The organism is Pontibacter virosus (assembly GCF_003096355.1).
Taxonomy (GTDB): domain Bacteria; phylum Bacteroidota; class Bacteroidia; order Cytophagales; family Hymenobacteraceae; genus Pontibacter; species Pontibacter virosus.
Genome location: NZ_QEKI01000006.1, coordinates 72,459 through 93,933, shown reverse-complemented (window position 1 = coordinate 93,933; position 21,475 = coordinate 72,459). Strand labels below are relative to the sequence as shown.

Here is a 21,475-nt window from a genome sequence, read left to right as displayed (position 1 = left end):
TAAGACTCCTTTGGGATTCCAAGTTCGGGAAAACGATACTTGTAAATTTCTCTTCGAAACCTTAACAATATTTGCTGGTTAACCTGATTCTGATAGCTTTTTTGAGTTGTTGATTCATTAATCATTCGTCACTATCCATTACTCATTATATAAATGGACCTCGTTATAGTTGATTACAAAGCTGGTAATGTGCAGTCGGTGCTGTTTGCGCTGGAGCGACTGGGGGTGCAGGCTACGCTGAGCTGCGATTTTGAAACGATCAAGGCGGCGGATAAGGTGATTTTCCCGGGCGTAGGAGAGGCCTCGTCGGCCATGGCGCAGCTGCGGGCCCGCAATTTGGATAAGTTACTGCCTACACTCGAGCAGCCATTCTTTGGAGTATGCTTAGGTATGCAGTTGCTCTGTGAGCATTCCGAAGAGGGCGACACCGATTTGCTAAGCATAATCCCTTTGCCGGTGAAGCGTTTTGAGACAGACCTGAAAGTACCACACATGGGCTGGAACCAGTTGGAGAAGCTGCAATCGCCTTTGTTTGCAGGTATAGCCGAAGGCGAGCACGCCTACTACGTGCACAGCTATTATGTACCGCTGAGTGACTATACCATTGCCCAGACTTCATATCCGGATCCTTTCTCAGCCGCCCTACAGTATAAAAACTTCTACGCTGCGCAGTTTCACCCCGAAAAAAGCGGTCCTGCCGGTTCTCAAATTCTTAAAAACTTCCTTACCTTATGATGGAAATAATCCCAGCCATAGACCTGATCGGCGGCCAATGCGTGCGCCTCACCGAGGGTGACTTCGCCCAGCAAACCACCTACGACAGCAATCCGCTTGAAGTGGCCAAACGCTTCGAAGCAAACGGCATAAAGCGCCTGCACTTGGTGGACCTGGACGGCGCGCGCTCACGTAAGCCGGTGAACCTGAATGTTCTCGAAAGTATTGCCTCCAATACCAGCCTTACTATCGACTTTGGCGGCGGACTGCAGTCCGACGAAGCCGTGAAACAGGCTTTTGATGCGGGTGCAGCGCAGATCACAGCTGGCAGTATAGCGGTGCGTGAGCCGGAGAAGGTGAAGAACTGGCTGTTGCAGTACGGAGCTGACAAGATCATCATCGGGGCCGATTTCAAGGGAACGAACATCGCCATCAGTGCATGGACGGAAGAGAGCAAATATCCGCTGCAGGATTTTATGTCGGGCTACCTCAAGACAGGTGCAAAACTTTTCATCTGTACCGATGTTAGCAAAGACGGCAAGCTGCAGGGGCCTTCCATCAACACCTACCGCTACTTGAAACTTACTTTGCCCGAAGCCCAAGTGATCGCTAGCGGCGGCGTAACGACCGTGCAGGATCTGGAGGAGTTGCAGGAGATCGGTGTAAAGGGCGCCATCATCGGGAAGGCGATCTACGAAGGAACGATTACATTAAAGGACTTAGCGCGATTTTTATGTTAACTAAACGCATTATACCTTGTCTGGATATCAAGAACGGCCGCACTGTAAAAGGCGTTCGTTTTGAGAATATCCGGGATGCCGGCGACCCGGTGGAGTTGGCTAAGTGGTATGCCGAACAAGGCGCCGACGAGTTAGTGTTCCTGGATATCACCGCTACCAACGAAGAGCGCAAGACTTTTGCCGAACTCGTGCGCGACATTGCCCGCCACATCGATATACCTTTCACAGTGGGAGGTGGCATCAGTGCCGTGGCTGATGTGGAGGTTCTCTTGATGGCTGGTGCTGATAAAGTATCGATCAACTCAGCCGCTATCCGGAACCCGCAGTTAGTAGAGGATCTGGCGAAGCGATTTGGCAGTCAGTGTGTGACCGTGGCCATCGACACCAAGTATACTGAAGCTACTGGCTGGAAGGTATACGCCCGCGCCGGAACCGTGGAGACAGAACATGCCACGGTGGATTGGGCCAAGAAAGTCGTAGAGTTGGGCGCAGGGGAGATCCTGTTAACCAGCATGAATAATGACGGTACCAAAGCCGGATTTGCGCTTGATATCACCAAGGCTGTTTCAGAAGCCGTTTCCGTGCCGGTCATTGCTTCTGGTGGGGCAGGTACCATGCAGCATTTCGCTGAAGCTTTCGAATCAGCACATGCCGACGCTGCACTTGCCGCTAGCCTCTTTCACTTCCGCGAACTGGATATACCGGATCTGAAGCGGTTTCTAAAGGCAGAAGGTATAGCGGTGAGGTGTTAGCAATTGAGTGAATGAATGTTTGAGCGAATGAGTGAATTGTTAAGTTGCGTAATTATTTTACCAACTGATTGAGCGGATGAAAGGTGCAAAATTCGGGCAGGTCGCGATCTATCCCTAATAGAACCTTTGTAATTCTTAACAATTTAACCATTCAACAATTTAACAGTCCTAAAATTTCCTATGCTAGATTTTGATAAAATGGGTGGGCTGGTGCCTGCTGTGATACAGGATGATGCTACAAGCCAAGTGCTAATGCTGGGCTATATGAACAAAGAGGCTTTTGACAAAACGCAAAAAGAGGGACTGGTGACATTTTTCTCCCGCTCTAAGAACCGTCTTTGGACAAAAGGCGAAACCTCCGGCCATACCCTGCAAGTGGTTAGTGTTGCCGAAGACTGTGACAACGATTCGCTCCTGATCAAGGTGAAACCCAATGGCCCTACCTGCCATACCGGTGACACGAGCTGCTTTGGGGAAGATCCAACTGCAAAGCGTATGGCTGCGATTCAGTTTATCGCCAGACTGGAGGAAGTAATACAGCAACGCAAGGCAAACCCGGCGGAAGCGTCCTATACCAATTTTCTGTTCGACAAAGGCGTAAACAAGATCGCCCAGAAAGTGGGGGAAGAGGCCGTAGAAACGGTAATCGATGCCGTTGCCGGTAAACTCGATACTATGAAGGGTGAAGCCGCTGATCTGCTTTACCACCTGCTGGTTCTGTTAGCGGCGACTGGGCTGGAGTTAGCAGATGTCGTGGCTGTGTTGCAGGAGCGTCATAAAAAGTAAAGACCAGTTGCACGTGCGACCGGTCCTTACTTTATTGCTAAAAAGATGTACTTAGTGAGCGTCAACCAGTTTTAGATTCTTAAAACTACCTTTCAGCGTGATATTACACTTGCGGGGTTTGATGGGATTGTCTTCGTAAGAAGTAGGATCTGTAACATTACTAATTGTCACTTCAAAATTGCCACTTGCAAGGCCTGTTGTGGCATTGTAAGCCTTTATCTCAATTTGGCCATCCATACGATTGCCACTGCTGAACAAAGCGCTTTTGCTGGTCTTGTTGTAGTAGTGGTAGTATGTGATATCGGCGCGTCCCTTCTTGTTGTTAGAGAGTGACCGGATCGGATAGGTGCCGATATACCCGTTTAAAAGATCGGCTTGTTTGATGCTGAATACCACCGCATCATTCCCGGCAGGACGTGAAGGCGCAAAGTCAATCTGCAGTTTATGCTCATCGGATAAGAGCTGCATTTCTTTGAGGGTGAGACTATAGACTGCTTTTTCCTCCTCCTCAGATTCCAAATAATGAAAAGACCTTTCCATGCTAGCCTCCACTTTCGGTACGATCGTGGTGCTCTCGTCGTCCTGCTTGTCGCATGAAACAGAGAAAAATGCAATGACTAAAAGCCATGTGGAAAGTATGATCTTTTTCATAGTTTTAATTTGACTATAAAGGTATGAAAAAGATTACTTTATCTGCAATAAATATTATATATTCTTTATATAAAATGTTTAATCATATCAGCGATTTCTCCTCCTTTTTCTTCCTGCACAAAATGCCCGGCATCAAGACGTTTCACTTCTGCTTCCGGAAATGCCTGCTGCCATTGGTCAAGCAAATGAAGCGGAAGCAGTTTGTCTTTTTCTCCCCAAAGGATCAGCATAGGTATGGCACGAAGCTTTGCCCGTTGCTCCCAAAGACTTTCAAACCATGGGCCTGCTTCTTTTAGGGCCACTGCAAATTGCCAGGTACCGATCCGGTTGCGACTATTATTAAGTGGCTTTAAATAATGCTGGTGCACGTCTTTGCTGAGATGGCGTTTTTGGTGGTAGCCTTTGGGCAGGAGCATCCGGGTTGAAAAGCCCAGATTCAGGTATAGGAACTGGCCGATACTTCCATTCAGAAAACTACTTATCTTCATTATCTGCGCTTCGTTTTCGAGCGACCACATCCAGGTATTCAAAATGACCAGCCGCTTCACATTTTCAGGATGCTTCAGGGCATAACTTAAGCCAATGGGGCCTCCAAAATCGTGTACAACCAACGTGATGTTTTTAAGCTGTAACTGGTCGATCAGCTGCTCCAGGTTATGCGCGTGTGCTTCGGGGGTATAGGCAAAATCAACCGGCTTGTCTGAAAGGCCAAAGCCCAGGTGGTCGGGTGCAATGCAGCGGTGGGTACGGCTGAGCGCCTTAATTTGCTGCCGCCAGACGAAAGACCAGGTAGGCGTACCGTGCACAAACACGATGGGCTCGCCCTTTCCTTCATCTACAAAATGCATTTGCCCGGTTTGCAACTGCACCGTATGGTGTGCAAAGGGGTATAAAATGCGGTCAAGCCAGTTAGGTGATTTCATCATATTTATCAAAACAATTAACAATCACTTCTTATACTTCATGATCAGGAGCGAAGCCACGTCATCGATGGGATAATTGTCGTAGAGCAAAAAATGGCTTGCCATTCCGTCAATGGAGGCGAAGAGGAGTTTTGCTTCGAGGTCAGGGAAGGGGATGCCCGCCACTATCAGGTTCTGTCGGATACGGTCTTCGATATAGGCTGTTTGTTCCTGCATTTCAGCCATCAACTGCCTCACTACCTCTGACTGTATTCGGATGCCATGCAGTAATTTCCAGAAATCTTTCTTCTCTTTAAGCAATTTCACGGTCTGCCGGATATGCTGCTCTATACCTGAACCTCCTACTTCAGGGGATTGCACGAAGGAGGCGTGAATGTCTTCCACACTACGCCGGAAGATTTCCTCCAACAACTCGTCTTTGCTTTTGAAATAATTATAAAGCAGCCCGAGCGACATGCCCGCTTCACCGGCAATGTTACGTATGGAGGTAGCTTCATAGCCTTTTGATGCAAACAACCTCAAGGCCACTTCTACTAACTTGTTGATACTGAGTTCTCTTTTTTCCTGAAAACGGGGCATAGCAAAATGTACATTTGTGCAAATCTACAATGATTGAACGTCCGTTCATAATAAAAGTTTCCGTATTTTTTGTGTGGATATGCTCATTAACGACAGATCTTTTGCCCTCGTATACATGACCTCCAATTAACTGGCGCAGCGGTCTGGAGTTTAATTTCAGAAACAATTTCAGTATGTGAGGTTGTAAACACATCGGACTACTGCTCGTATTCAACTGAAACTGAATCATACGTGAACAATAAAACGCTCTTCCATAAATGGTGGCTATGGCTGCTCGTCATTCTTACAGTACTTTTTATCATCATCGGCATCCTCACATCCCAGTATTTTACCCCCTGGCTACAGCATGAACTGGAGTCGCGGGTAAAAGACGAGTCAAACGGACTGTATACTTTAAAACTGCACGGACTTGACTCGTCTTTGCTAAGCGGGCGCATCTCGGCAGACTCTGTACAGCTGGTACCTAACTTCGAGGCGTGGGACAAACGGCAGGATATAAGCCAGCAAGACACCTCAGCAACAAAAGCACCCCGTACCCTGATCGATCTTAAAACAAATAAACTGGTATTAGCTGGCATTAATTTTATCGGGGTACTCCGTGGTAATCCTCTTGATTTGAGTAAGCTGCAGGTAATTCAGCCTACTATCCTGATCACTGAAATGCGCCAGGATACGACCGAAAGCCATGAACCCTTGCATGATGCAGTAGATGGGATCATGAAACAACTCCGGATCGGAGCCATGGAAGTTGAGGAAGCTACCTTACGGATTCGTGAAAGGCAGGACGCGGAGACAGACCGGATATCACTTGAGAAGCTGACGATATCCATAAAGGATTTCAGGTTGGACAGTACAGCCTTTCAGGATAAGGAGCGCGCTTATTATGCTCGGCAAATCACGTTGGAATCTGGCCAAGCAGCGTTTGCGCTGCCAGATGGCACTTACAAGTTAGAGGCAACTGCTCTTAAAGCCAACACCGAAGATGGAACGCTCAACATCGGCAATTTAAAACTGATTCCGCTTCTGGATAACGCAGCCCTTGCTCGCTTAAAGGGCAGAGCGGTTTCGACGATGCGATTGGAGGTGCCGGAAATTAACGTGAGTGGTGTTGACTACAAGGTGCATTCCCAATATAATAACCTGGTGGCCGACAAAGTGGTGCTCAGGAACCCGTCCCTAAGTGCGTATATGGATCGGAAGAACTTTAGCCCAAAAGGAGATAAGCCGCTCCCACACGACATTATCCAACAGTTAAAGACCGGCCTTACCCTTCAGAAAGTGGAGGTACAGGGCATGCACATCCGCTACGAAGAACTGGCAGAGGAGGCTACCGAGAAAGGCATCATTACTTTTGAAAACCTGTCTGCAACGATCAGCAATGTTACCAACGATAAAAACCGCATGTCCGCTAAAAGCCCGGCTGTGGTGGATGCAAAGGCTTCGGTATACGGTAAGGCCCCGGTAGCTCTCACCATCAGGTTAAACCTGCTGGACCCCGATGGCTTCCATACCTTACAGGGCACAGCCGGGCCCGCCGACCTGGCAGTTCTCAATCCGATTTTGGAGCCGACCGCTTTTATCAGTCTGAAAGAGGGCAGTCTGCAGAAAAGTGATTTTAAGATAGACCTCTACCGCAACAAGGCAAGTGGCAATTTGAATGTGCGCTATCAGAATTTCAAAGTAGATGTGCTGACGAAAGATGAAGACAAACGTCAGTCGCTTGGCAAAAAGATACTCTCGAAGGTAGCTAACAAAGTAGTGATCAAGTCTGATAACCCGGAAGAGGGAGAGCAGCTTCGGGCTGGAGATATTGCAGTGGTGCGCGCCAAAAAACGATCAGTATTCAATTACTGGAAAGATTGCCTGGTTAGCGGATTTCGGACTGCTGCTGGGGTAGAAGGTATAGGGGCTGATCTTCGGGATCCCAATAGATAAAGCAGAGTGCAGTCTGGCTCCCAGTTAAAAACTAATAAGAACCAAGCCAGAAACATCTGGAATTTAAAAGTATATATTCCAGTCGCTTAGAAAAAAATAACATACGACATCTAACCTGAAGGGCTGTTTTTTAGTTATTATAGTGGTTAAGACCTAACCAAAAACGATACAATTAGAGCCTATGCGCTACGAGGCAGACAAAAGTGGAAACCTGATACTGAAAGACCTGCACGGCCATTTCCATGTTATTGGGGATGTGCACGGCTGCTTTGATGAACTATTGACTCTGCTCAAAAAGCTGGGATACAAGATTGAGGATGATAAAGCAACTGGCAAGTACCGCGTGGCGGCACCAGAGGGGTGCATGGCCGTGTTTGTAGGCGATCTGGTGGACCGTGGACCTAACTCACCCGAAGTGCTGCGCCTGGTTATGGACATGGTGGAGCAGGAGTTGGCCCTTTGTGTGAGCGGCAACCACGACGATAAACTATTCCGGAAGCTGATGGGACGCAACGTCCAGGTTCGTCATGGCCTGGAACTCACGATGGCACAATTAGAAAACTATAACCAGGCTTTCATTTCCAGGGTGCGGGAGTTTTTAGGAAATCTGCCACACCATATTATACTAGACGAAGGTAGGTTAGTGGTAGCACATGCCGGTCTGGAAGAACGCCTGCACGGGCGACATAGCAAATCGGTGCGTGATCTGTGCCTGTATGGGCCAACCACCGGGGAAGTTGATGCATACGGCCTGCCGGTCCGCCTCGACTGGGCGGCAGATTACTCCGGGGTGGCGGTAGTGGTATACGGGCATACCCCGGTACGGGAGCCACGCTGGAAGAACAACACCATCAACATCGACACGGGCTGCGTGTTTGGAGGCAAACTAACGGCGCTTACCTACCCGGACCACATCCTGACCACTGTCGATGCCTTCGACACGTATGCCGAGTCCATCCGGCCTTTTTTGCATCACCCCACGCACTAAGCCTGCTATAAATGCTTGTTGTCCCGCTGGTGGTCGCGGTGGGTGCTGTGCTCTTTACGCAGGTATTCTTTAAACTCTTCCAGGTTAGTTGGTTGCCAAAAAGGGATCTTGTTGCGTACAGCAGTTCGGCCGATTACGTGTGCCGCCACCGGTGAGGTCAGGAAAGTAAAGCCAATAATGAGCATTACTTTCAACAGCATATCCGGCTCGTTAAAGTAAATTCCCATACCTGACAGGATGAACCCCAGCCCCAGTGTTGCCCCCTTGGTGATGGCTGACATACGGATATAAAAGTCCGGGAAGCGCAAAAGGCCGATGGTGGAGATAAGCATGAACATCACCCCAACGATGATTAATACCGAACTGATGATTTCGCGGATGAGTAGAAAATTAATGTCTTCTAGCATAAGTCAACGGGCTGATTTCATGAGATAATAAGCAAAAGAGATAGAGCCAAGAAAACCAAACAGAGATAGAATGATGGCCACGTCAATGAAGTCCTGGTTGCCTGTGAGCTCCGTGTAGATGGCCACTATACCAATGATGTTGGCTACGAAAAGGTCAAAGGCTGTGATGCGATCAGGTAGTGTAGGCCCTATCGCAAACCGTATACCTGTCATAACGAGGCAGAGGCTAAGTGCTGCCATGGCAAATATGAGAGTGAAAGAAAATAAGCTCATCTGGTCAGTTGTATTAATCGGCGCTCGAAACCGTTTTTAACGTGCTGTTTCACCAATTCAAGATCGTCATCCTTTACATAGAGCGTATGCATGTAAAGAAATTTGCGATCTGCACTTATATCTATCATAAGCGAGCCCGGAGTCAGGGTGATGATGTTAGCCAGCAGTGTGATCTCCAGGTCTGTCGTAACAGAAAGCGGAATAGCTACTACAGCGGGTTTCATGTGGTAATTGGGTGTCAGGATGTCGTAGGCAACCCGAAGATTGGCTACCACCAGCTCTTTGAGAAAAAACATGACAAAACTTAAAGCCCTCGGCAGTTTATGAAAATAAGAACGGTGGTAGAACGGTGAAGTCAGCCACAGCAGAAACATGATGAAAACCGAGACCATGACAGCCCAAACCGCATTGTAGGGCAATAGGGGATCACCATACTTGAAGTACACGTAGCTGCCAAGGAAAGCGATCAGGAAATGGACGATGAAAGTCTTCATGTTATTTTTTTAATACGGCGTTTATGTATAATTCGCTATTCAGCAGTTGCTCGGCTGCCAATTGCGCCATCGCCACCACCGGCTCAGCATAAAGCCCGATAAAGAGAATGAACCCAACCAGCATAACGACCGGTAAGTGCAGCAGTCGGTTGTCGTGCTTCTCCCGCTCCGTCATTACCTCCAGCAGCGGGTCCGATACTGGTTTCTTTTTCCAGAACACTTCGTTCCAGATCTTGGTCATCGAGAAAATGGTGATCAGGCTAACGGCCAGCGAAACAAACACGATGACAAAGCTATCGATCTCAAAACCGGCCTTGGCCAGCATGAACTTGCCCCAGAAACCTGAGAAAGGCGGTATGCCGGCCAGCGAGAAAGCCGAGATAAAAAACAACACCGACAGGAGAGGCTGCTGCAGGTATACACCGCCCAGCTTTTTTAGCGCGAAGGAGCCATGGCGGTGCGCCACTACGCCACTGATCAAAAAGAGATTGGTTTTGACCAGGATGTTGTGAATGATAAAGTAAATGCTCCCCGCTATGGCCAGGGGCGTAAACAGCGCCAAACCCATCAACATGTACCCGATCTGGCTGACAATGTGGAAGGACAGGATCTTGCGGAAATCGTTTTGTGAAGCAGCCCCGAATACCCCGATCACCATCGTAAAACCTGCCAGCACCGTGAAAAGCGGGATGGTCAACTCCTGGTCCGTGACGAAGATCAGTGTGAAAAGTCGGATAAGCGCGTACATACCTACCTTGGTGAGTATACCGGCAATAAAGGCAGAGATGGCGATGGGCGGAGTGTGGTAGGAAGCCGGAAGCCAGAAAAAGAGTGGAAAGATGGCTGCCTTGATACCGAATGCAATCAGGAAAAACATGCCTGCCATGGTAATAAGGGCCGGGTGCGAAACCGGCGTGCGCACCAGCACGGCCAACTCAGCCAGGTTAAGTGAACCCATTATACCGTACACCACCCCTATACCTGTAAGCAGAAAGCCGGTCGCCAGAAAGTTGATGGTCACATACTTGATGGCCCCTTCCAGTTGTGGCTTGGTGCCGCCCAGCGCAATCAGGACAAAGCAGCAGATCAGCAGCACCTCGAACCACACAAACATGTTAAAGAGGTCGCCCGTCAGGCAGGCGCCGGACACACCTAACTGCAGGATAAGGAGTACCGGGTAATAGCCAAAAGTCTGCCGCGCCTTGTCGAGCCCTTTGATGGAAAAAAGGTAAATGGCCATGCCGGTGATAGCACTGGTGATCACCATCATCGAGCTGAACAAATCTGCCACCAGCGTAATGCCAAAGGGGGCGGGCCAGCTACCGATCTGGGTTGTCCGGATGCCGTTTTCATTCACATCGAAGAGCAGCAGGAAAGTAGCAATCAGCAGACAGACTTGTGTCAGGATGCCGATAAACTGCTGCGCGCGCACATACCGCCAACTGAAGAGGCTCAGGATAGCCCCATAAAGCGGAATGAGCATCGGCAACATGATGAGCAGGTGGTTCATAGGGTGCGCTTAGTGGTTCTCCTCTATCTGATCGGTGGTACTCATATCGTCGAGGTCGGTGGTGCCGAACGACTGGTACACCCGCTTGATGAGCACAATGGCGAATGCCTGGATGCCGAAACCGATCACGATAGCGGTCAGGAGCAGCGCCTGCGGCACCGGGTCGGCAAAGGGTTCGGTGGCTACATTTTCGCCCTGCCCGATGATAGCGGACCCTCCGCGGGTCAGGCGGCCGATCACGAACAGAAACAGGTTGGTAGCAAGTCCAAATAGAATAAGCCCGAGTATGAGTTTAAAAAAATGCCGGTGCAGAATCAGGTATAGACTCGCTGAAAAAAGTATTCCGATCAAAAAGGGCAGTATGAGTTCCATGTTCTTATTCTTCTGACATCACAAAGGTTATTTTGAGCACCACCCCAATTACAAGCAGGTACACTCCCAGATCAAACAAAATGGGTGTACCTGGTTTTCCAAGCACCGGAATGTAAAAGTCGGCCCAGTAGGCGTGCATAAAAGGCTGACCGGAAAGCAACCCAACCACTCCGCTGGTGGCGGCTAGCAGTAAGCCCGTAGCAATGATGTAAACAGATTCGATGCGAATCATGCGGTGTTTTATCTCGGGGTGCCGGGCCATTTTCCTGCGGCGCCATACATTCACGCGCATCATCCGCATCAGGTAGAGCGAACGACTTTGGTTAGGCTGTCGCGGATAACCGTAGAAGTTCAGCTTTAGAAAGGTATCCACGGTTTGCTGCGGGCCGTGCGTCATGGTGTGGAACACGAACGCAATGGCCCCGATCAGCCCCCCAATAAAGCCCCCACCCGGGTGGTTGTGGCCCCGGAACAAGGTATAAACCGAGAAGATGATGAAGATCGGGATAAGAATGCGAATGGCGGTCGCAAGTATGATGGTTTTCATGATTTGTCTCCTTTCTGCATACGTAGTTTCAGCATGGCTAAAATACCGATAGCGGCTACGGCCAGCACCACTATTTCGCCGAGCGTATCGAGTGCCCTGAAATCTACCAAAATCACATTGACGATATTGCGCCCCTGCCCAAGGAGGTAGCTACTTTCCCCATAATAAGCTTTTAGCTGCGAGTCGAGCGGATACTGCTTCACGATCAGGATAACGTACGTCATCATGGCCCCGAAAGCCAGCGAGAGCAGTACATATTTGTAGCGCTCGGAGGCGTGCGACAGATAGGTAAAGGCCGGAAGTTTGTGTAGAATGAGGACAAAGATCACGACTGTAAGTGTTTCGATAAGCAGCTGGGTGGCAGCCACATCGGGTGCCCCAAAGAGGATGTAGAACAGTGCCACCGAGTAACCAATGATACCCATAATAGCAATGGAGGTTAAGCGTGAACGTGACTTGAACAGAAAGATCAGTGCTGGCACAATCATGAGCAACAGTACCACCTCATACATGCGCAGCTGTCCGAGTTCCGGTAGACGGTTCACCAGTTCAAGCCGCGGACCGTTTCTCCAGAGCGAGAGCACAACCAGCGCTATATGCGCCGTGATGATGGCCGCAATGTAGCTGCGCAGGTACCCGTTTTGAATAAAGGCTGTGATTTTGGTAGCTCCCTTTAGAAAACCCTTGAGCCCCATTTGGTACAGGTTTGCTGGCCCGAACAGGTATAGCCTGTTGAAGCGATTGGCGTAACTCAGCAGTCGGTTGGAGAAGTGGTACACCACGTAGCCCAGCAAAACAGTAAGCAGACTGAGTCCCAACACTAGGTTAAAACCGTGCCAAAGCGCCAGCTCAAATACTTGCTCCACACCCAGCATGCCCTCTGCAGCCCGTTGCAGGAGTGGCGTCACAAAAAAGCCCGGCAGCAAACCAAACACCAACCCAGTGCAGGCAAGTAAAACCGGAGGCAGGTATAGCAGCGCTTTGTCAGCATGCTGCAGGGGCGTAGGGCTTGCACTGCGCCGCCAGAAAATACCATACCCCAATGCGATCGCCACGGCCACAAACACCATCCCGGAAAAGAAACTCACCGCAAAGAGCATCCACCGGAAAGGACTTTCCTGGAGTGTGGCTTCATAGAGAAGCTCTTTGCCAATAAAGCCGAAAAAAGGTAGCAGGCCCGCCATGGACATCCCTGCCAGCAACGCTGCAATGGCGGTGTAGCGCATGGAGCCGGACAGGCCCTCGAGTTGCGTCAGTTCGCGGGTGCCAGTGGCGTGATCCACGTTGCCGGCCACCAAAAACAGCGTGCCTTTGTAGAGGGCGTGCGCCAGCAAAAACACCACCATCGCCTCCAGCGCCGGCGCGGTTCCGATACCTGTCATGGTCACCAGCAGGCCCAGCGCGCTGATGGTGGTATAGGCCAGGATGGCTTTAAGGTCGGTATGTTGTGTAGCAAGCAGCGCGCCCAGCACCGTAGTAATGCCGCCCACCACCATCAGGGTATACTGCCATTCGTTGGTGCCGCCCATCACGGGTGTGAGCCGGGCCAGCAGGTATACGCCGGCCTTCACCATAGTAGCCGAGTGCAGGTAGGCGCTGACCGGCGTGGGTGCAGCCATGGCATTAGGGAGCCAGAAGTGAAAGGGGAATTGCGCCGATTTGGTAAAAGCGCCCAGCAGAACCAGGACCAGTGCCGGAAGGTATAGCGCATGGTTGGTAACCATATCGCCCCGATCCAGCAGCTCGCTCAAGGTATAGGTTTCGCCCGCCATACCTACCAGGATCAAACCACCCATCAGGGCCAGGCCGCCAAGACCAGTCACGAGCAGTGCCTGTAGCGCCGAGTTGCGCGAAGACTCTTTGTCGTGGCCGAAACCGATGAGCAGGTATGAGCTGATGCTTGTAAGCTCCCAGAATATAAAGATGGAGATGATGTTGCCTGCCAGCACAAGCCCCAGCATTGCTGTCATGAACAGCGCCAGGTATAGGTAGAAACGACCAAGCAAAGGGTGACCTTTCAGGTAGCCGCCCGCGTATAGCATAATGAGCGTACCAAAGCCCGTGATCAGCAAAGCGAAGAGCAGGCTGAGTCCGTCAAGAAAAAAATGCAGGTTGATGTTAAGGGAGGGAGCCCATGCGTGCAGTTCGCCTAAATTGTTGCCGGCCAGCACGGCAGGGGCAAGCGTGAGCAGGTATATGAAGATGGAAAAAGGCAGTAGCGCCATAGGCACGTATACCCATTTGCCGAGCCAGCGGTAGAGCAAAGGCGCGGCAAATGCCAACAGGAAACCTGCGAGTATAGCTAAAAACATCAAAAATGCTTAGTTTGTAAATGTATCCTTGTTAATTTCGTAGCTGATTTAACACTTAGTACCAATCTGCGCATTTTATGTTACGTCAGGGGCGAAAATGAGGGGGTGAGCACGAAAAAGACAAGCGCAGCAAACCATAACCCATAAACCAAAACATTATCATGAACTCGCTGAAACGTATTATGGTGGGGCTCGACCTGTCGGAGATGGACGAAACCCTGATTCGCTACACCGCTTTTCTTTGCTCCATTTCTGAAATAGAGAGAGTGTACTTCATCCATGCTGAAAAGAGTCTGGACATACCGGACGAAGTGCTTGAAAGCATGCCTAACGGAATGCCAGCCGACGAAAAACTGCGCGCTTCCCTGATAGAGAAAGTCGAAAGTTACTTTGGGCCTGATAGCCGGGTGCAGGTGGATGTGCAGGTGGTAGAAGGATCACCTTTGAAAGAACTCCTGCACTGGTCAAAGGTCAAGCAGATCGACCTGATACTGGCCGGGCGCAAGTTTCACATGCGCGGCAGTGGCGTGCTGGCCCAGAAACTCTTGCGAACAGGCCGTGTAAGTGTGCTGTTTGTGCCGGAGAACATCGAGCCAAGACTAAACCACATTGTTGTGAGCGTGGATTTCTCTGAATATTCGCTGATGGCACTGGATCGCATACTCGACTCGGCCCTGACCAGACCGGAAGTGCGCATCACCTGCATGCACGCCTACGAGGTACCTACCGGTTACATTACACTGGGCATAAGTTACGAAGACTTTGATGAGCGCATGAAGGGCTTTGCACGAAACAAATTTGCCCAGGTGCTGGAGCGTTTCCCAGAGTTGAATGACCGTGCTACCCTGCATCTGGTGAAGCAGGAAAACGAAGATGATATCGGAGAGTTGGTAATGGTAGAGGCCAAGCGACTGAAGGCAGATATGCTTGTAATCGGAGCAAAAGGCAAATCGGCCGCCGCGTTGTTTGTGCTGGGTAGTGTAACCGAGAAAATTCTGCGCTACAACGATGACGTTCCGATGATCGTGTACAAGAAAGAGAATGAGGAGATCGGTTTCCTGGACGCTCTCCTGGGCAACGACTAGGATTCCTTTTTGTCCTTAAAGGGACAATAAAGCAATACAAAAAAGACCTGCTATACCTGCGCGTGTGGCAGGTCTTTTGTTTTGCCAGCCACCGCCAACACGAACAAGCCAAGCAGACCCGACAAGGCGGAAGCGGCGTAAATGCTGATCTTCACGAGCGTGAGCTGCTCTGTGGCAGGAAATACCTGCTGTGCCTGAAAGAGTGATAGCATAAAGCCGGCGCCCAGCAGCAGCGTGCCTCCCGCCAGTTGCCCCCAGTGCACGGTGGCTGGTACACGCGCTATACCTGTCAATGAAGCCAGCCAGGCAAACAGCAACATGCCCATGGGTTTGCCGAGAACCAGCGCCATGAATACACCCAGCGGTACGGGACCAAGCAAATCGCGCCATACAAAGCTGTTGTAGGCAAAAGGCACGAAAGCAAGCGCAAAAAGGGGCCAGGCCAGATAGGCCGCCCAAGGCAGAATCCTTTGCTGCAAACGCCGTAGCGGTGACAAAGCCTTTGTGCAATTCATCCGAAGAGTATGGACGGCTGCCTGGAAATCTTCTTCCATCTCTTCGCCTGGTTCGGGTCGTTTCATCATGCGCAGGGCATGCAATTGCCCCATCACTGTATCGGTGGTCGTCACGAAATCTTCTTCTATCACCCTGGAGTGAATCGGTATTACGAGAGCCAGCAACACACCCGCCACCGCACCCTGCACACCTGCTAACAAGAAGCTTACCAGCATTACCAGACCCAGCAACAGGTAAAGCCACATCGTACGGTTACGCAGCGCCCGCAACACCACCAGCAAGCCAAACACACCCGTAGCAACCGAAAGCGCCAGCAGGTTTTGAATAACGGTATAAAGCATCACGCTGAGAAGCAAACTGGCTATACCTTGCATGATAGCAGTAGAAGACAAAAACACACGCAGGGAAAGTGGTAGTGAATTGCTGGCCAGTGCCAGCAGCGCCAGTATTGCCGCAACATCGGCAGTGGCCACCACACTCCAGCCTGCTTGTGCGGCAGCGGGAGCCAAGTATAGGTATAGTGCTGCAGGTATAGCCATGCTCCCTAAAGCGGCAGCTACAGCAAACAGCATGACGGGTTTTTCCTGAAGTTCTCCTATACGTAGCACCCGTTTCAGTTCCAGGCCCAATGCCAGGTAGAACAAGGCCAGTAGCACCTGCTGCACCCAGAAGCCAATCGGTTTGGTGATACTGTACTTGCCAAACGCAACGGTCAGCGGATTTTCTACCAGGTATAGCCATGAGGCGCCCCAGGGCGAATTATGCCAGGAAAGGGCCAGCAAAGCTGTAATTATAGTAAGCGTACCTCCACGCAACAGCACCTGCTCGAAACGTTCGAAGGAGTAGACAATGCGGTTGATCAAGGTTGGTTTAGCTGCCAAGGTATAAGAGTATAGCCATATTCAGATTCACCTTAGAGACGTAGGAGGTTCTGAAAAGTTTTGACTCCGTTATACCTTGCTGACAAAAAAATAGCTGAAAGCAATAAAGCCCTCACCCCAGCATGCGATGAAGTGAGGGCGAAAAGTTTAGCTGCAGGTATAGGCTAGCTGTCCGACCTTTCCGAACACATCTATAAGGAGTCGTTTCCGGAAGTGTAATTTCTATCTCCCTATACCTTCGAAACCGGCACACGGGGTTTAGGAAATCCCCGACAGTTTGCTTCGGGATTGAGAAATCCCGAAGAGCCATGAGAGCCCTGATGTGTATAAAAGTCTATGATCAAAGCTTCCTGCCATACATGATCACTTGTAGTAAAAGTCACAGTTGTCCCGAATCATTCCTGAATTTTCCTACTGAGTGGAACAGTTTAATCGTGCACCAAACAATTCAACCATCTATTCAACCACCTCTTTGGCAATATAGCGGGAGTTCATGATGCTGAGCGCACCCATATACCGGAGGTTAAAGCTGAGCACGTCGCCCACTTTGTAGTTTTGCTCGTTCTCTCCCAACTCCACCACGAGCATATCAGAACTTGCACCCACTACACTCAGGGCTTTGTCTTTGGGGAGCAGGTATTTGGGGTTGATGTCGAGCAGGCCCACGTCGAGGATAGCACGGTGCGATGTTTTGCCGTAGAGGCGCTCGTCAATCTCGAAGCTCTCGCCGCTGGGGTTTTCGGCCAGCGTCCCGATCGGGATCATGGGCTTTTGGTTCAGCTCGATGATTTCGGCACAGAACTCGAACACGTCGTCGTGCATGCCTTCAAAGGTCTCACCGGTGAACAGGTTGAGTCCGAAAAACAGCGCCTCCCCAATCCTGAAATGGTTGACACCCTTCGGCATCTGGTGGTTGAAGAGCAGCGGTATCGTCACCGATGTGCCCCCTGACACCCAGGGGATTTCGAGGTTGAACTTGGCGTCGATGATTTGCTTGTAGAGGCTGAGCTGGATCAGTTTGTCCTGCGTGGGCATCACGCCATGCAGGCAGTTGAAGTTGGCACCGAGCCCGATCACAGAGATGCCGGGCAGCTTGAAGATCTGAGCATAGAAGTTCACCAGATCGTCGCCCATCACACCCTCCCGCAGGTCGCCCATCTCGATCATGATGATGATTTTATGCGTTACTTTTTGCCTGACGGCCTCTTCTGACAAAAGCCGGATGATGTCAAGTTCCGTTTCAAAGCTCACATCAGCGTAGCGGATGATGTCGGGTATGCTTTGTTTCGGGGCGGGTTTTATGTAGACGGTTTGCACATCGGGTGCCATTTTCTTGATGGCGATCAGATTCGACACCCGTGAGTCATGTACCTCCTTTACGCCAAGGTCGAGCACTTCCTTCAGGAACGTTTCTTCGCCGCAAAGCAGTTTGGTGACAATCCCCCAGTCAATGCCCTTTTCGCGGAATATCCGGTCGAGGTGGTTATAGTTGTGTCTGAGTTTCGTGCGGCACAGTTTTAAGACGGCCATGCTATTATCGGATAAGTCTGTATTCTAAATATTTGTTCGTGAAGCCCATTTTTTCATAGAGGTGTCGGGCTGGATTGTCGGGCTCCACGTGCAGGGCAATGCTGCCATCGCTTGTCTCTGTGGCCAGTTGCACCAGTTTTTTGCCAACGCCCTTGCCGCGCTGGCTGCCATGCACGGCTACGTATACGAGAATGTTTTCCGGTATATACCCGCTCATACCTGTATTGTTCAGAATGAGGGCTCCCACCACTTTACCCGCCTCACGGGCTACAATCACCGAACCCCCTTTACCCTCTGCATCAGACAGTGCGTAATCCATGCACTTGGCAATGTCCTCGCGGGCGTCGCCGTACTGATCCAGGTGCTGGAACAGGAAGTCAAGCACCTTGTCGCGGTTTAGTTGCTGGTGGTTGCTTGGCGTATGAATCTCGTATTGGACGGAATCGTTTTCTGCCATTTCTCTTTTTTAGTTTTATTTGGGTATAGTATAGTTAACGTAATGTAAAGTACTAGGGCAGCCGTGAGACCAAATAAATTGGGGTCTAGGTCATAGGGTAGCCTAAAACTCAGATCGAGCCACGGCATGTTTACGAGGCCTTCGGTGTTCATGGTTATCTGCAACAGAATCGTAGTGGCACCACCCACGAGCATGGCCCAGAAAGCCCCCACGCTGCTGCGGCGTTTCCAGAACAGCGCCCCGATGATGGGCACAAACAGCCCGGACACCATAAAAGCATAAGAGTAGAGCATCAGGTCGAGCACGTTGGTCATGGTAGTGGCCAGCCAAAGCGCAAAGGCCCCGACGAGGAACGTGACAAGTTGCGACAGGCGCAGCATCTTAGGCGAATCCGGATCAGTTTTAGTAAAGTGCCCGATCACATCCGTCACGATATTGCCAGATGAAGCCATCAAACAGCTGTCAGCGGTGGATAGTATGGCGGAGAAATAAGCCGAAAGCATCAGGCCCATTAAGCCAACAGGCAGCACCGAGCGCAGCAGCATCGGTAGTCCCGACTCAGGGTCTACAGCAGCGGCTCCAACGCCCAGCGCCTCAAACATACCTTGCTCAGCAGCCACCCGGGCTAGTATACCCAGGCTCACACCCATAAATGCCATGATCGGCCATTCGAACAAGCCAGCCAGGTACCAGGCTCGTTTGGCGGTTTTCTCGTCGCGGCAGGCATAGATGCGCTGGTAGAGCGTCATGCCCACAAACCAGATCGGGATGATGGTGATGGCCCAGTTCACGATTTGCTGCCAGGTGATGTTGGTGAGCGTGAGAAACTCAGCAGGCAGCGTGCTTCGGATCGCGTCCATGCTACGACCGGACTGCGAAGAAAGCCAGGCAAGATCGGTAAGCTGACCGAAGCCGATCTGCTCCACGCCGCCACCGATTGCCAGAAAAGAAACAGGTATACCTATGAAGATGAGTCCGCCCATCAGGATGGCCCATTGCACAGTATCAGTGTAGATGACGGCTTTCATGCCGCCCATCACGGTATAGACCACTGCAATGATGCCCATGATCAGGAGGGCGGTGTTGAGGTCGAGATTGATAAAGGTGCCGCTGGCCAGTTTGGCACCCGCCAAAATTTGGGAACTGGTAAAGCCGGTATAGCCGATGGCCGAAATGATGCCCGCCAGCAACGCCACCCGTGCATTGAAATAATGGCCGAAGATTTGTGGGAAGGTGAGGAACTTGTCGAAAGCCGGGTTACGCTTGACCTTAGGTATAAGAAAGACCGCTGCCAGCCAGGCCCCAAGCAGTCCGGTAAACAGCATCCAGGCACCCGAGAGACCCATCACAAAACCTAGTCCGCCCAAGCCAATGGAGAAGCCGCCGCCCACATCCGTTGCCACCACCGACAGACCAATGTGTCCGCTTCCCATGTTCCGGCCACCCACATAGTAATCGTCTGCGCCCTGGTTCTTTTTGAGAAAGTAAAAACCAACGCCCAGCATGGCCAGCATATAGAGCACGAAGATGGTAAGGTCAATGATGTGCATGTATTAGAATAGTATAAGTATGGGTTCGTTGTTTTTGTATCGCTTAATTTGAATATACTCAAAATTCTGCTGAAAAGCCCGTAGAAGTTGTGAAATTGATCTAATAGGCGGAGAGTAGCTTAATTGGTATGTTGTTTTTATGCAAATCGCATAAAAACATGTCAAGACTTGCCGCTGTTTCAGAACGGATCAGAAAGGGCAATTGTGTTAGGATAATAATATTTAGAAAGACATACCGAGATAGGTTGTTGAGACAAAGAATTCGGATTGAGAAAGTAGGAGTTTGAATTAATTTATTGTAAATATTAGAATGAAAAATTAGAGAAATGCTTAAATTAGGTGATTCCTATATAGACGATGGTTGTTGGTCAGGAGAGTCAGGAGAAATTGATATAATTACAGTTCAAATAATGTGAGTAGATGCTCAAGCTAAAGTATAGTTAGCGACAATAGAAGAGTAAGGATGAAGAGAAACTTATACTGGGTTTTATTTGGTAGTTTATTCATCCTGAGCTGCAAACATTCAGAAGTTCCTATTGAAACAGGAAAATCAACCGAAGTCGGTTACCAGGTTGTAACGCAGGACATAGAAAATTTTTGGACGGCATATGACCATTTGGAAAGTTCTGCAGACAGTGCATTGACATTTCAGGAATTATACCTGGATAAAGCCAGTCCATACTTCAAGGAATTTTTGCAGTTGCGAAATTTCAAGGCCGAAGAGTACGTCCAGTTGGTGAGGACGATGCCTGAATTCTGGAAAGCAATCAGGCCTTTGACAGTAAATGTGCAAAACAGGAAATTAGAGATACAGCCTGCTTTTGACAAACTTAAGGCACTTTATCCAGCTTTTAGGCAGCCAGACGTTTGTTTTGCGATCGGTACTTTAAGGACTGGAGGCACAACCTCAGAGGGATTAATTCTGATTGGAACTGAAATTGTGGCAGTAAACAAAACTGTTGCGCTCCATGAGTTTGACAAGAATAATTTTATGAGGCTTGTCCTGGAAAACAGAACGGGTGATATCATTGGTGTAGTGGCCCACGAAGCCGTTCATACACAGCAACCAGGTGGAGACAATGGAGATGAATCACTGCTTAAGCAAACCATAGTAGAGGGAGCAGCCGATTTTATAGCCTCTTTGATGTTGGAAAGAGTCACGTTGAGTAAAGCCATCTATGACTACGGCATGGACTACGAAGAGAAGCTATGGCGGGAGTTTTATGCAGATGTCAAGAATGGGAAATCCATTGAAGACACGGATTGGATGTACAACTACCGTTCAAAACGGCCAGCTGACCTAGCCTATTTCATAGGGTTTAAAATTTGCGAGGCATACTACAACAACGTCTCCGATAAGAAACAGGCCATTGAGGACATAATATTGATGTCGGATGCGGAAAGTTTTCTGCAAAAGAGTGGCTATTTGGAAAAATACAGAAATTAACGAAATAGATGATTAAAGCTTCAGCT

The 21,475-nt window shown here is 49.9% G+C and carries 22 protein-coding genes; 8 read left to right on the top strand and 14 right to left on the bottom strand.

Annotation, left to right across the window (positions count from 1 at the left end; translation table 11 throughout):
• Window positions 1–153 precede the first annotated feature (153 nt).
• The 4 genes from hisH (at window position 154) to hisIE (ending at window position 2,992) form a co-directional block, all read left to right on the top strand.
• The gene (gene hisH, locus C8E01_RS10970) at window positions 154–735 is read left to right on the top strand and encodes an imidazole glycerol phosphate synthase subunit HisH (protein ID WP_116543490.1); all 582 of its coding nucleotides are present in this window, start codon (window positions 154–156) and stop codon (window positions 733–735) included.
• Window positions 732–1,454: a 1-(5-phosphoribosyl)-5-[(5-phosphoribosylamino)methylideneamino]imidazole-4-carboxamide isomerase gene (hisA, locus tag C8E01_RS10965; protein WP_116543489.1), complete on the top strand. Its 723-nt coding sequence runs from the start codon at window positions 732–734 to the stop codon at window positions 1,452–1,454. Before hisH ends, hisA begins: the two co-directional genes overlap by 4 nt.
• A complete protein-coding gene (gene hisF / locus C8E01_RS10960) occupies window positions 1,448–2,206 on the top strand; it encodes an imidazole glycerol phosphate synthase subunit HisF (RefSeq protein ID WP_116543488.1) in 759 nt (252 codons plus the stop codon). The genes hisA and hisF overlap by 7 nt, the downstream gene beginning before the upstream one ends.
• A gap of 180 nt (window positions 2,207–2,386) precedes the next feature.
• Window positions 2,387–2,992 (top strand): bifunctional phosphoribosyl-AMP cyclohydrolase/phosphoribosyl-ATP diphosphatase HisIE, encoded by a 606-nt coding sequence (gene hisIE, locus C8E01_RS10955; protein ID WP_116543487.1) that lies wholly within the window; start codon window positions 2,387–2,389, stop codon window positions 2,990–2,992.
• A gap of 51 nt (window positions 2,993–3,043) precedes the next feature.
• On the opposite strand, the gene C8E01_RS10950 is transcribed toward hisIE, so the two are convergent.
• From C8E01_RS10950 to C8E01_RS10940, 3 genes are all read right to left on the bottom strand, one after another.
• A complete protein-coding gene (locus C8E01_RS10950; protein ID WP_116543486.1) occupies window positions 3,044–3,643 on the bottom strand; it encodes a hypothetical protein in 600 nt (199 codons plus the stop codon).
• Between the two features lie 65 nt (window positions 3,644–3,708).
• Window positions 3,709–4,569: an alpha/beta fold hydrolase gene (locus C8E01_RS10945; RefSeq protein ID WP_243409535.1), complete on the bottom strand. Its 861-nt coding sequence runs from the start codon at window positions 4,567–4,569 to the stop codon at window positions 3,709–3,711.
• A 21-nt stretch (window positions 4,570–4,590) separates the two neighbouring features.
• Window positions 4,591–5,145, bottom strand: a complete 555-nt coding sequence (locus C8E01_RS10940; protein WP_116543485.1) for a TetR/AcrR family transcriptional regulator — start codon at window positions 5,143–5,145, stop codon at window positions 4,591–4,593.
• A 231-nt stretch (window positions 5,146–5,376) separates the two neighbouring features.
• Here C8E01_RS10940 and C8E01_RS10935 point away from each other — a divergent pair, with 231 nt between their 5' ends.
• Window positions 5,377–7,080, top strand: coding sequence for a DUF748 domain-containing protein (locus tag C8E01_RS10935; protein WP_116543484.1), 1,704 nt, complete (start codon window positions 5,377–5,379; stop codon window positions 7,078–7,080).
• Window positions 7,081–7,261: 181 nt separating this feature from the next.
• A complete protein-coding gene (locus tag C8E01_RS10930) occupies window positions 7,262–8,068 on the top strand; it encodes a metallophosphoesterase (RefSeq protein WP_116543482.1) in 807 nt (268 codons plus the stop codon).
• 5 nt (window positions 8,069–8,073) lie between these two features.
• On the opposite strand, the gene mnhG is transcribed toward C8E01_RS10930, so the two are convergent.
• The 7 genes from mnhG to C8E01_RS10895 are packed head-to-tail and all read right to left on the bottom strand — an operon-like array spanning window position 8,074 to window position 13,983.
• A complete protein-coding gene (gene mnhG / locus C8E01_RS10925; protein ID WP_116543480.1) occupies window positions 8,074–8,475 on the bottom strand; it encodes a monovalent cation/H(+) antiporter subunit G in 402 nt (133 codons plus the stop codon).
• A gap of 3 nt (window positions 8,476–8,478) precedes the next feature.
• The gene (locus tag C8E01_RS10920) at window positions 8,479–8,715 is read right to left on the bottom strand and encodes a monovalent cation/H+ antiporter complex subunit F (protein ID WP_243409534.1); all 237 of its coding nucleotides are present in this window, start codon (window positions 8,713–8,715) and stop codon (window positions 8,479–8,481) included.
• A 29-nt stretch (window positions 8,716–8,744) separates the two neighbouring features.
• Entirely contained in the window at window positions 8,745–9,242 is a 498-nt protein-coding gene (locus tag C8E01_RS10915; RefSeq protein ID WP_116543476.1) for a Na+/H+ antiporter subunit E, read from the bottom strand.
• A gap of 1 nt (window position 9,243) precedes the next feature.
• Window positions 9,244–10,752: a proton-conducting transporter transmembrane domain-containing protein gene (locus C8E01_RS10910; protein ID WP_116543474.1), complete on the bottom strand. Its 1,509-nt coding sequence runs from the start codon at window positions 10,750–10,752 to the stop codon at window positions 9,244–9,246.
• Window positions 10,753–10,761: 9 nt separating this feature from the next.
• Window positions 10,762–11,124 carry a Na+/H+ antiporter subunit C gene (locus C8E01_RS10905; protein ID WP_116543472.1) on the bottom strand — a complete coding sequence of 121 codons (363 nt, stop codon included), beginning with the start codon at window positions 11,122–11,124 and terminating at the stop codon, window positions 10,762–10,764.
• A 4-nt stretch (window positions 11,125–11,128) separates the two neighbouring features.
• Window positions 11,129–11,671 (bottom strand): MnhB domain-containing protein, encoded by a 543-nt coding sequence (locus C8E01_RS10900; RefSeq protein WP_116543470.1) that lies wholly within the window; start codon window positions 11,669–11,671, stop codon window positions 11,129–11,131.
• On the bottom strand, window positions 11,668–13,983 hold the full coding sequence (locus tag C8E01_RS10895; protein ID WP_116543468.1) for a putative monovalent cation/H+ antiporter subunit A: 2,316 nt from the start codon (window positions 13,981–13,983) through the stop codon (window positions 11,668–11,670). Before C8E01_RS10895 ends, C8E01_RS10900 begins: the two co-directional genes overlap by 4 nt.
• Before the next feature lie 161 nt (window positions 13,984–14,144).
• Between C8E01_RS10895 and C8E01_RS10890 the strand changes: the two genes are divergently transcribed.
• Window positions 14,145–15,068, top strand: a complete 924-nt coding sequence (locus C8E01_RS10890) for a universal stress protein (RefSeq protein ID WP_116543466.1) — start codon at window positions 14,145–14,147, stop codon at window positions 15,066–15,068.
• Window positions 15,069–15,118: 50 nt separating this feature from the next.
• Here C8E01_RS10890 and C8E01_RS10885 read toward each other — a convergent pair whose 3' ends face one another.
• From C8E01_RS10885 to C8E01_RS10870, 4 genes are all read right to left on the bottom strand, one after another.
• Window positions 15,119–16,465 carry a Na+/H+ antiporter NhaA gene (locus C8E01_RS10885; RefSeq protein ID WP_243409533.1) on the bottom strand — a complete coding sequence of 449 codons (1,347 nt, stop codon included), beginning with the start codon at window positions 16,463–16,465 and terminating at the stop codon, window positions 15,119–15,121.
• 456 nt (window positions 16,466–16,921) lie between these two features.
• The gene (locus tag C8E01_RS10880; protein WP_116543462.1) at window positions 16,922–17,995 is read right to left on the bottom strand and encodes an alanine racemase; all 1,074 of its coding nucleotides are present in this window, start codon (window positions 17,993–17,995) and stop codon (window positions 16,922–16,924) included.
• Between the two features lie 4 nt (window positions 17,996–17,999).
• Complete coding sequence (locus tag C8E01_RS10875) at window positions 18,000–18,452, bottom strand: GNAT family N-acetyltransferase (protein ID WP_116543461.1); 453 nt, start codon at window positions 18,450–18,452, stop codon at window positions 18,000–18,002.
• Window positions 18,392–20,002 carry a sodium:solute symporter family protein gene (locus C8E01_RS10870; RefSeq protein WP_116543459.1) on the bottom strand — a complete coding sequence of 537 codons (1,611 nt, stop codon included), beginning with the start codon at window positions 20,000–20,002 and terminating at the stop codon, window positions 18,392–18,394. The genes C8E01_RS10875 and C8E01_RS10870 overlap by 61 nt, the downstream gene beginning before the upstream one ends.
• Before the next feature lie 463 nt (window positions 20,003–20,465).
• Here C8E01_RS10870 and C8E01_RS10865 point away from each other — a divergent pair, with 463 nt between their 5' ends.
• Complete coding sequence (locus tag C8E01_RS10865; RefSeq protein ID WP_116543457.1) at window positions 20,466–21,449, top strand: gliding motility protein GldB-related protein; 984 nt, start codon at window positions 20,466–20,468, stop codon at window positions 21,447–21,449.
• Window positions 21,450–21,475: the final 26 nt, after the last annotated feature.

Bases quoted from the DNA above. Each gene is read 5' to 3' on its own strand.
- C8E01_RS10950 (WP_116543486.1), bottom strand. From the start codon at position 3,643: ATGAAAAAGATCATACTTTCCACATGGCTTTTAGTCATTGCATTTTTC.
- C8E01_RS10865 (WP_116543457.1), top strand. From the start codon at position 20,466: ATGAAGAGAAACTTATACTGGGTTTTATTTGGTAGTTTATTCATCCTG.
- C8E01_RS10890 (WP_116543466.1), top strand. From the start codon at position 14,145: ATGAACTCGCTGAAACGTATTATGGTGGGGCTCGACCTGTCGGAGATG.
- hisIE (WP_116543487.1), top strand. From the start codon at position 2,387: ATGCTAGATTTTGATAAAATGGGTGGGCTGGTGCCTGCTGTGATACAG.
- C8E01_RS10910 (WP_116543474.1), bottom strand. From the start codon at position 10,752: ATGAACCACCTGCTCATCATGTTGCCGATGCTCATTCCGCTTTATGGG.
- C8E01_RS10900 (WP_116543470.1), bottom strand. From the start codon at position 11,671: ATGAAAACCATCATACTTGCGACCGCCATTCGCATTCTTATCCCGATC.
- C8E01_RS10940 (WP_116543485.1), bottom strand. From the start codon at position 5,145: ATGCCCCGTTTTCAGGAAAAAAGAGAACTCAGTATCAACAAGTTAGTA.
- mnhG (WP_116543480.1), bottom strand. From the start codon at position 8,475: ATGCTAGAAGACATTAATTTTCTACTCATCCGCGAAATCATCAGTTCG.
- hisH (WP_116543490.1), top strand. From the start codon at position 154: ATGGACCTCGTTATAGTTGATTACAAAGCTGGTAATGTGCAGTCGGTG.
- hisF (WP_116543488.1), top strand. From the start codon at position 1,448: ATGTTAACTAAACGCATTATACCTTGTCTGGATATCAAGAACGGCCGC.
- C8E01_RS10875 (WP_116543461.1), bottom strand. From the start codon at position 18,452: ATGGCAGAAAACGATTCCGTCCAATACGAGATTCATACGCCAAGCAAC.
- C8E01_RS10945 (WP_243409535.1), bottom strand. From the start codon at position 4,569: ATGATGAAATCACCTAACTGGCTTGACCGCATTTTATACCCCTTTGCA.
- C8E01_RS10895 (WP_116543468.1), bottom strand. From the start codon at position 13,983: ATGTTTTTAGCTATACTCGCAGGTTTCCTGTTGGCATTTGCCGCGCCT.
- C8E01_RS10920 (WP_243409534.1), bottom strand. From the start codon at position 8,715: ATGGCAGCACTTAGCCTCTGCCTCGTTATGACAGGTATACGGTTTGCG.
- C8E01_RS10930 (WP_116543482.1), top strand. From the start codon at position 7,262: ATGCGCTACGAGGCAGACAAAAGTGGAAACCTGATACTGAAAGACCTG.
- hisA (WP_116543489.1), top strand. From the start codon at position 732: ATGATGGAAATAATCCCAGCCATAGACCTGATCGGCGGCCAATGCGTG.
- C8E01_RS10880 (WP_116543462.1), bottom strand. From the start codon at position 17,995: ATGGCCGTCTTAAAACTGTGCCGCACGAAACTCAGACACAACTATAAC.
- C8E01_RS10915 (WP_116543476.1), bottom strand. From the start codon at position 9,242: ATGAAGACTTTCATCGTCCATTTCCTGATCGCTTTCCTTGGCAGCTAC.
- C8E01_RS10870 (WP_116543459.1), bottom strand. From the start codon at position 20,002: ATGCACATCATTGACCTTACCATCTTCGTGCTCTATATGCTGGCCATG.
- C8E01_RS10905 (WP_116543472.1), bottom strand. From the start codon at position 11,124: ATGGAACTCATACTGCCCTTTTTGATCGGAATACTTTTTTCAGCGAGT.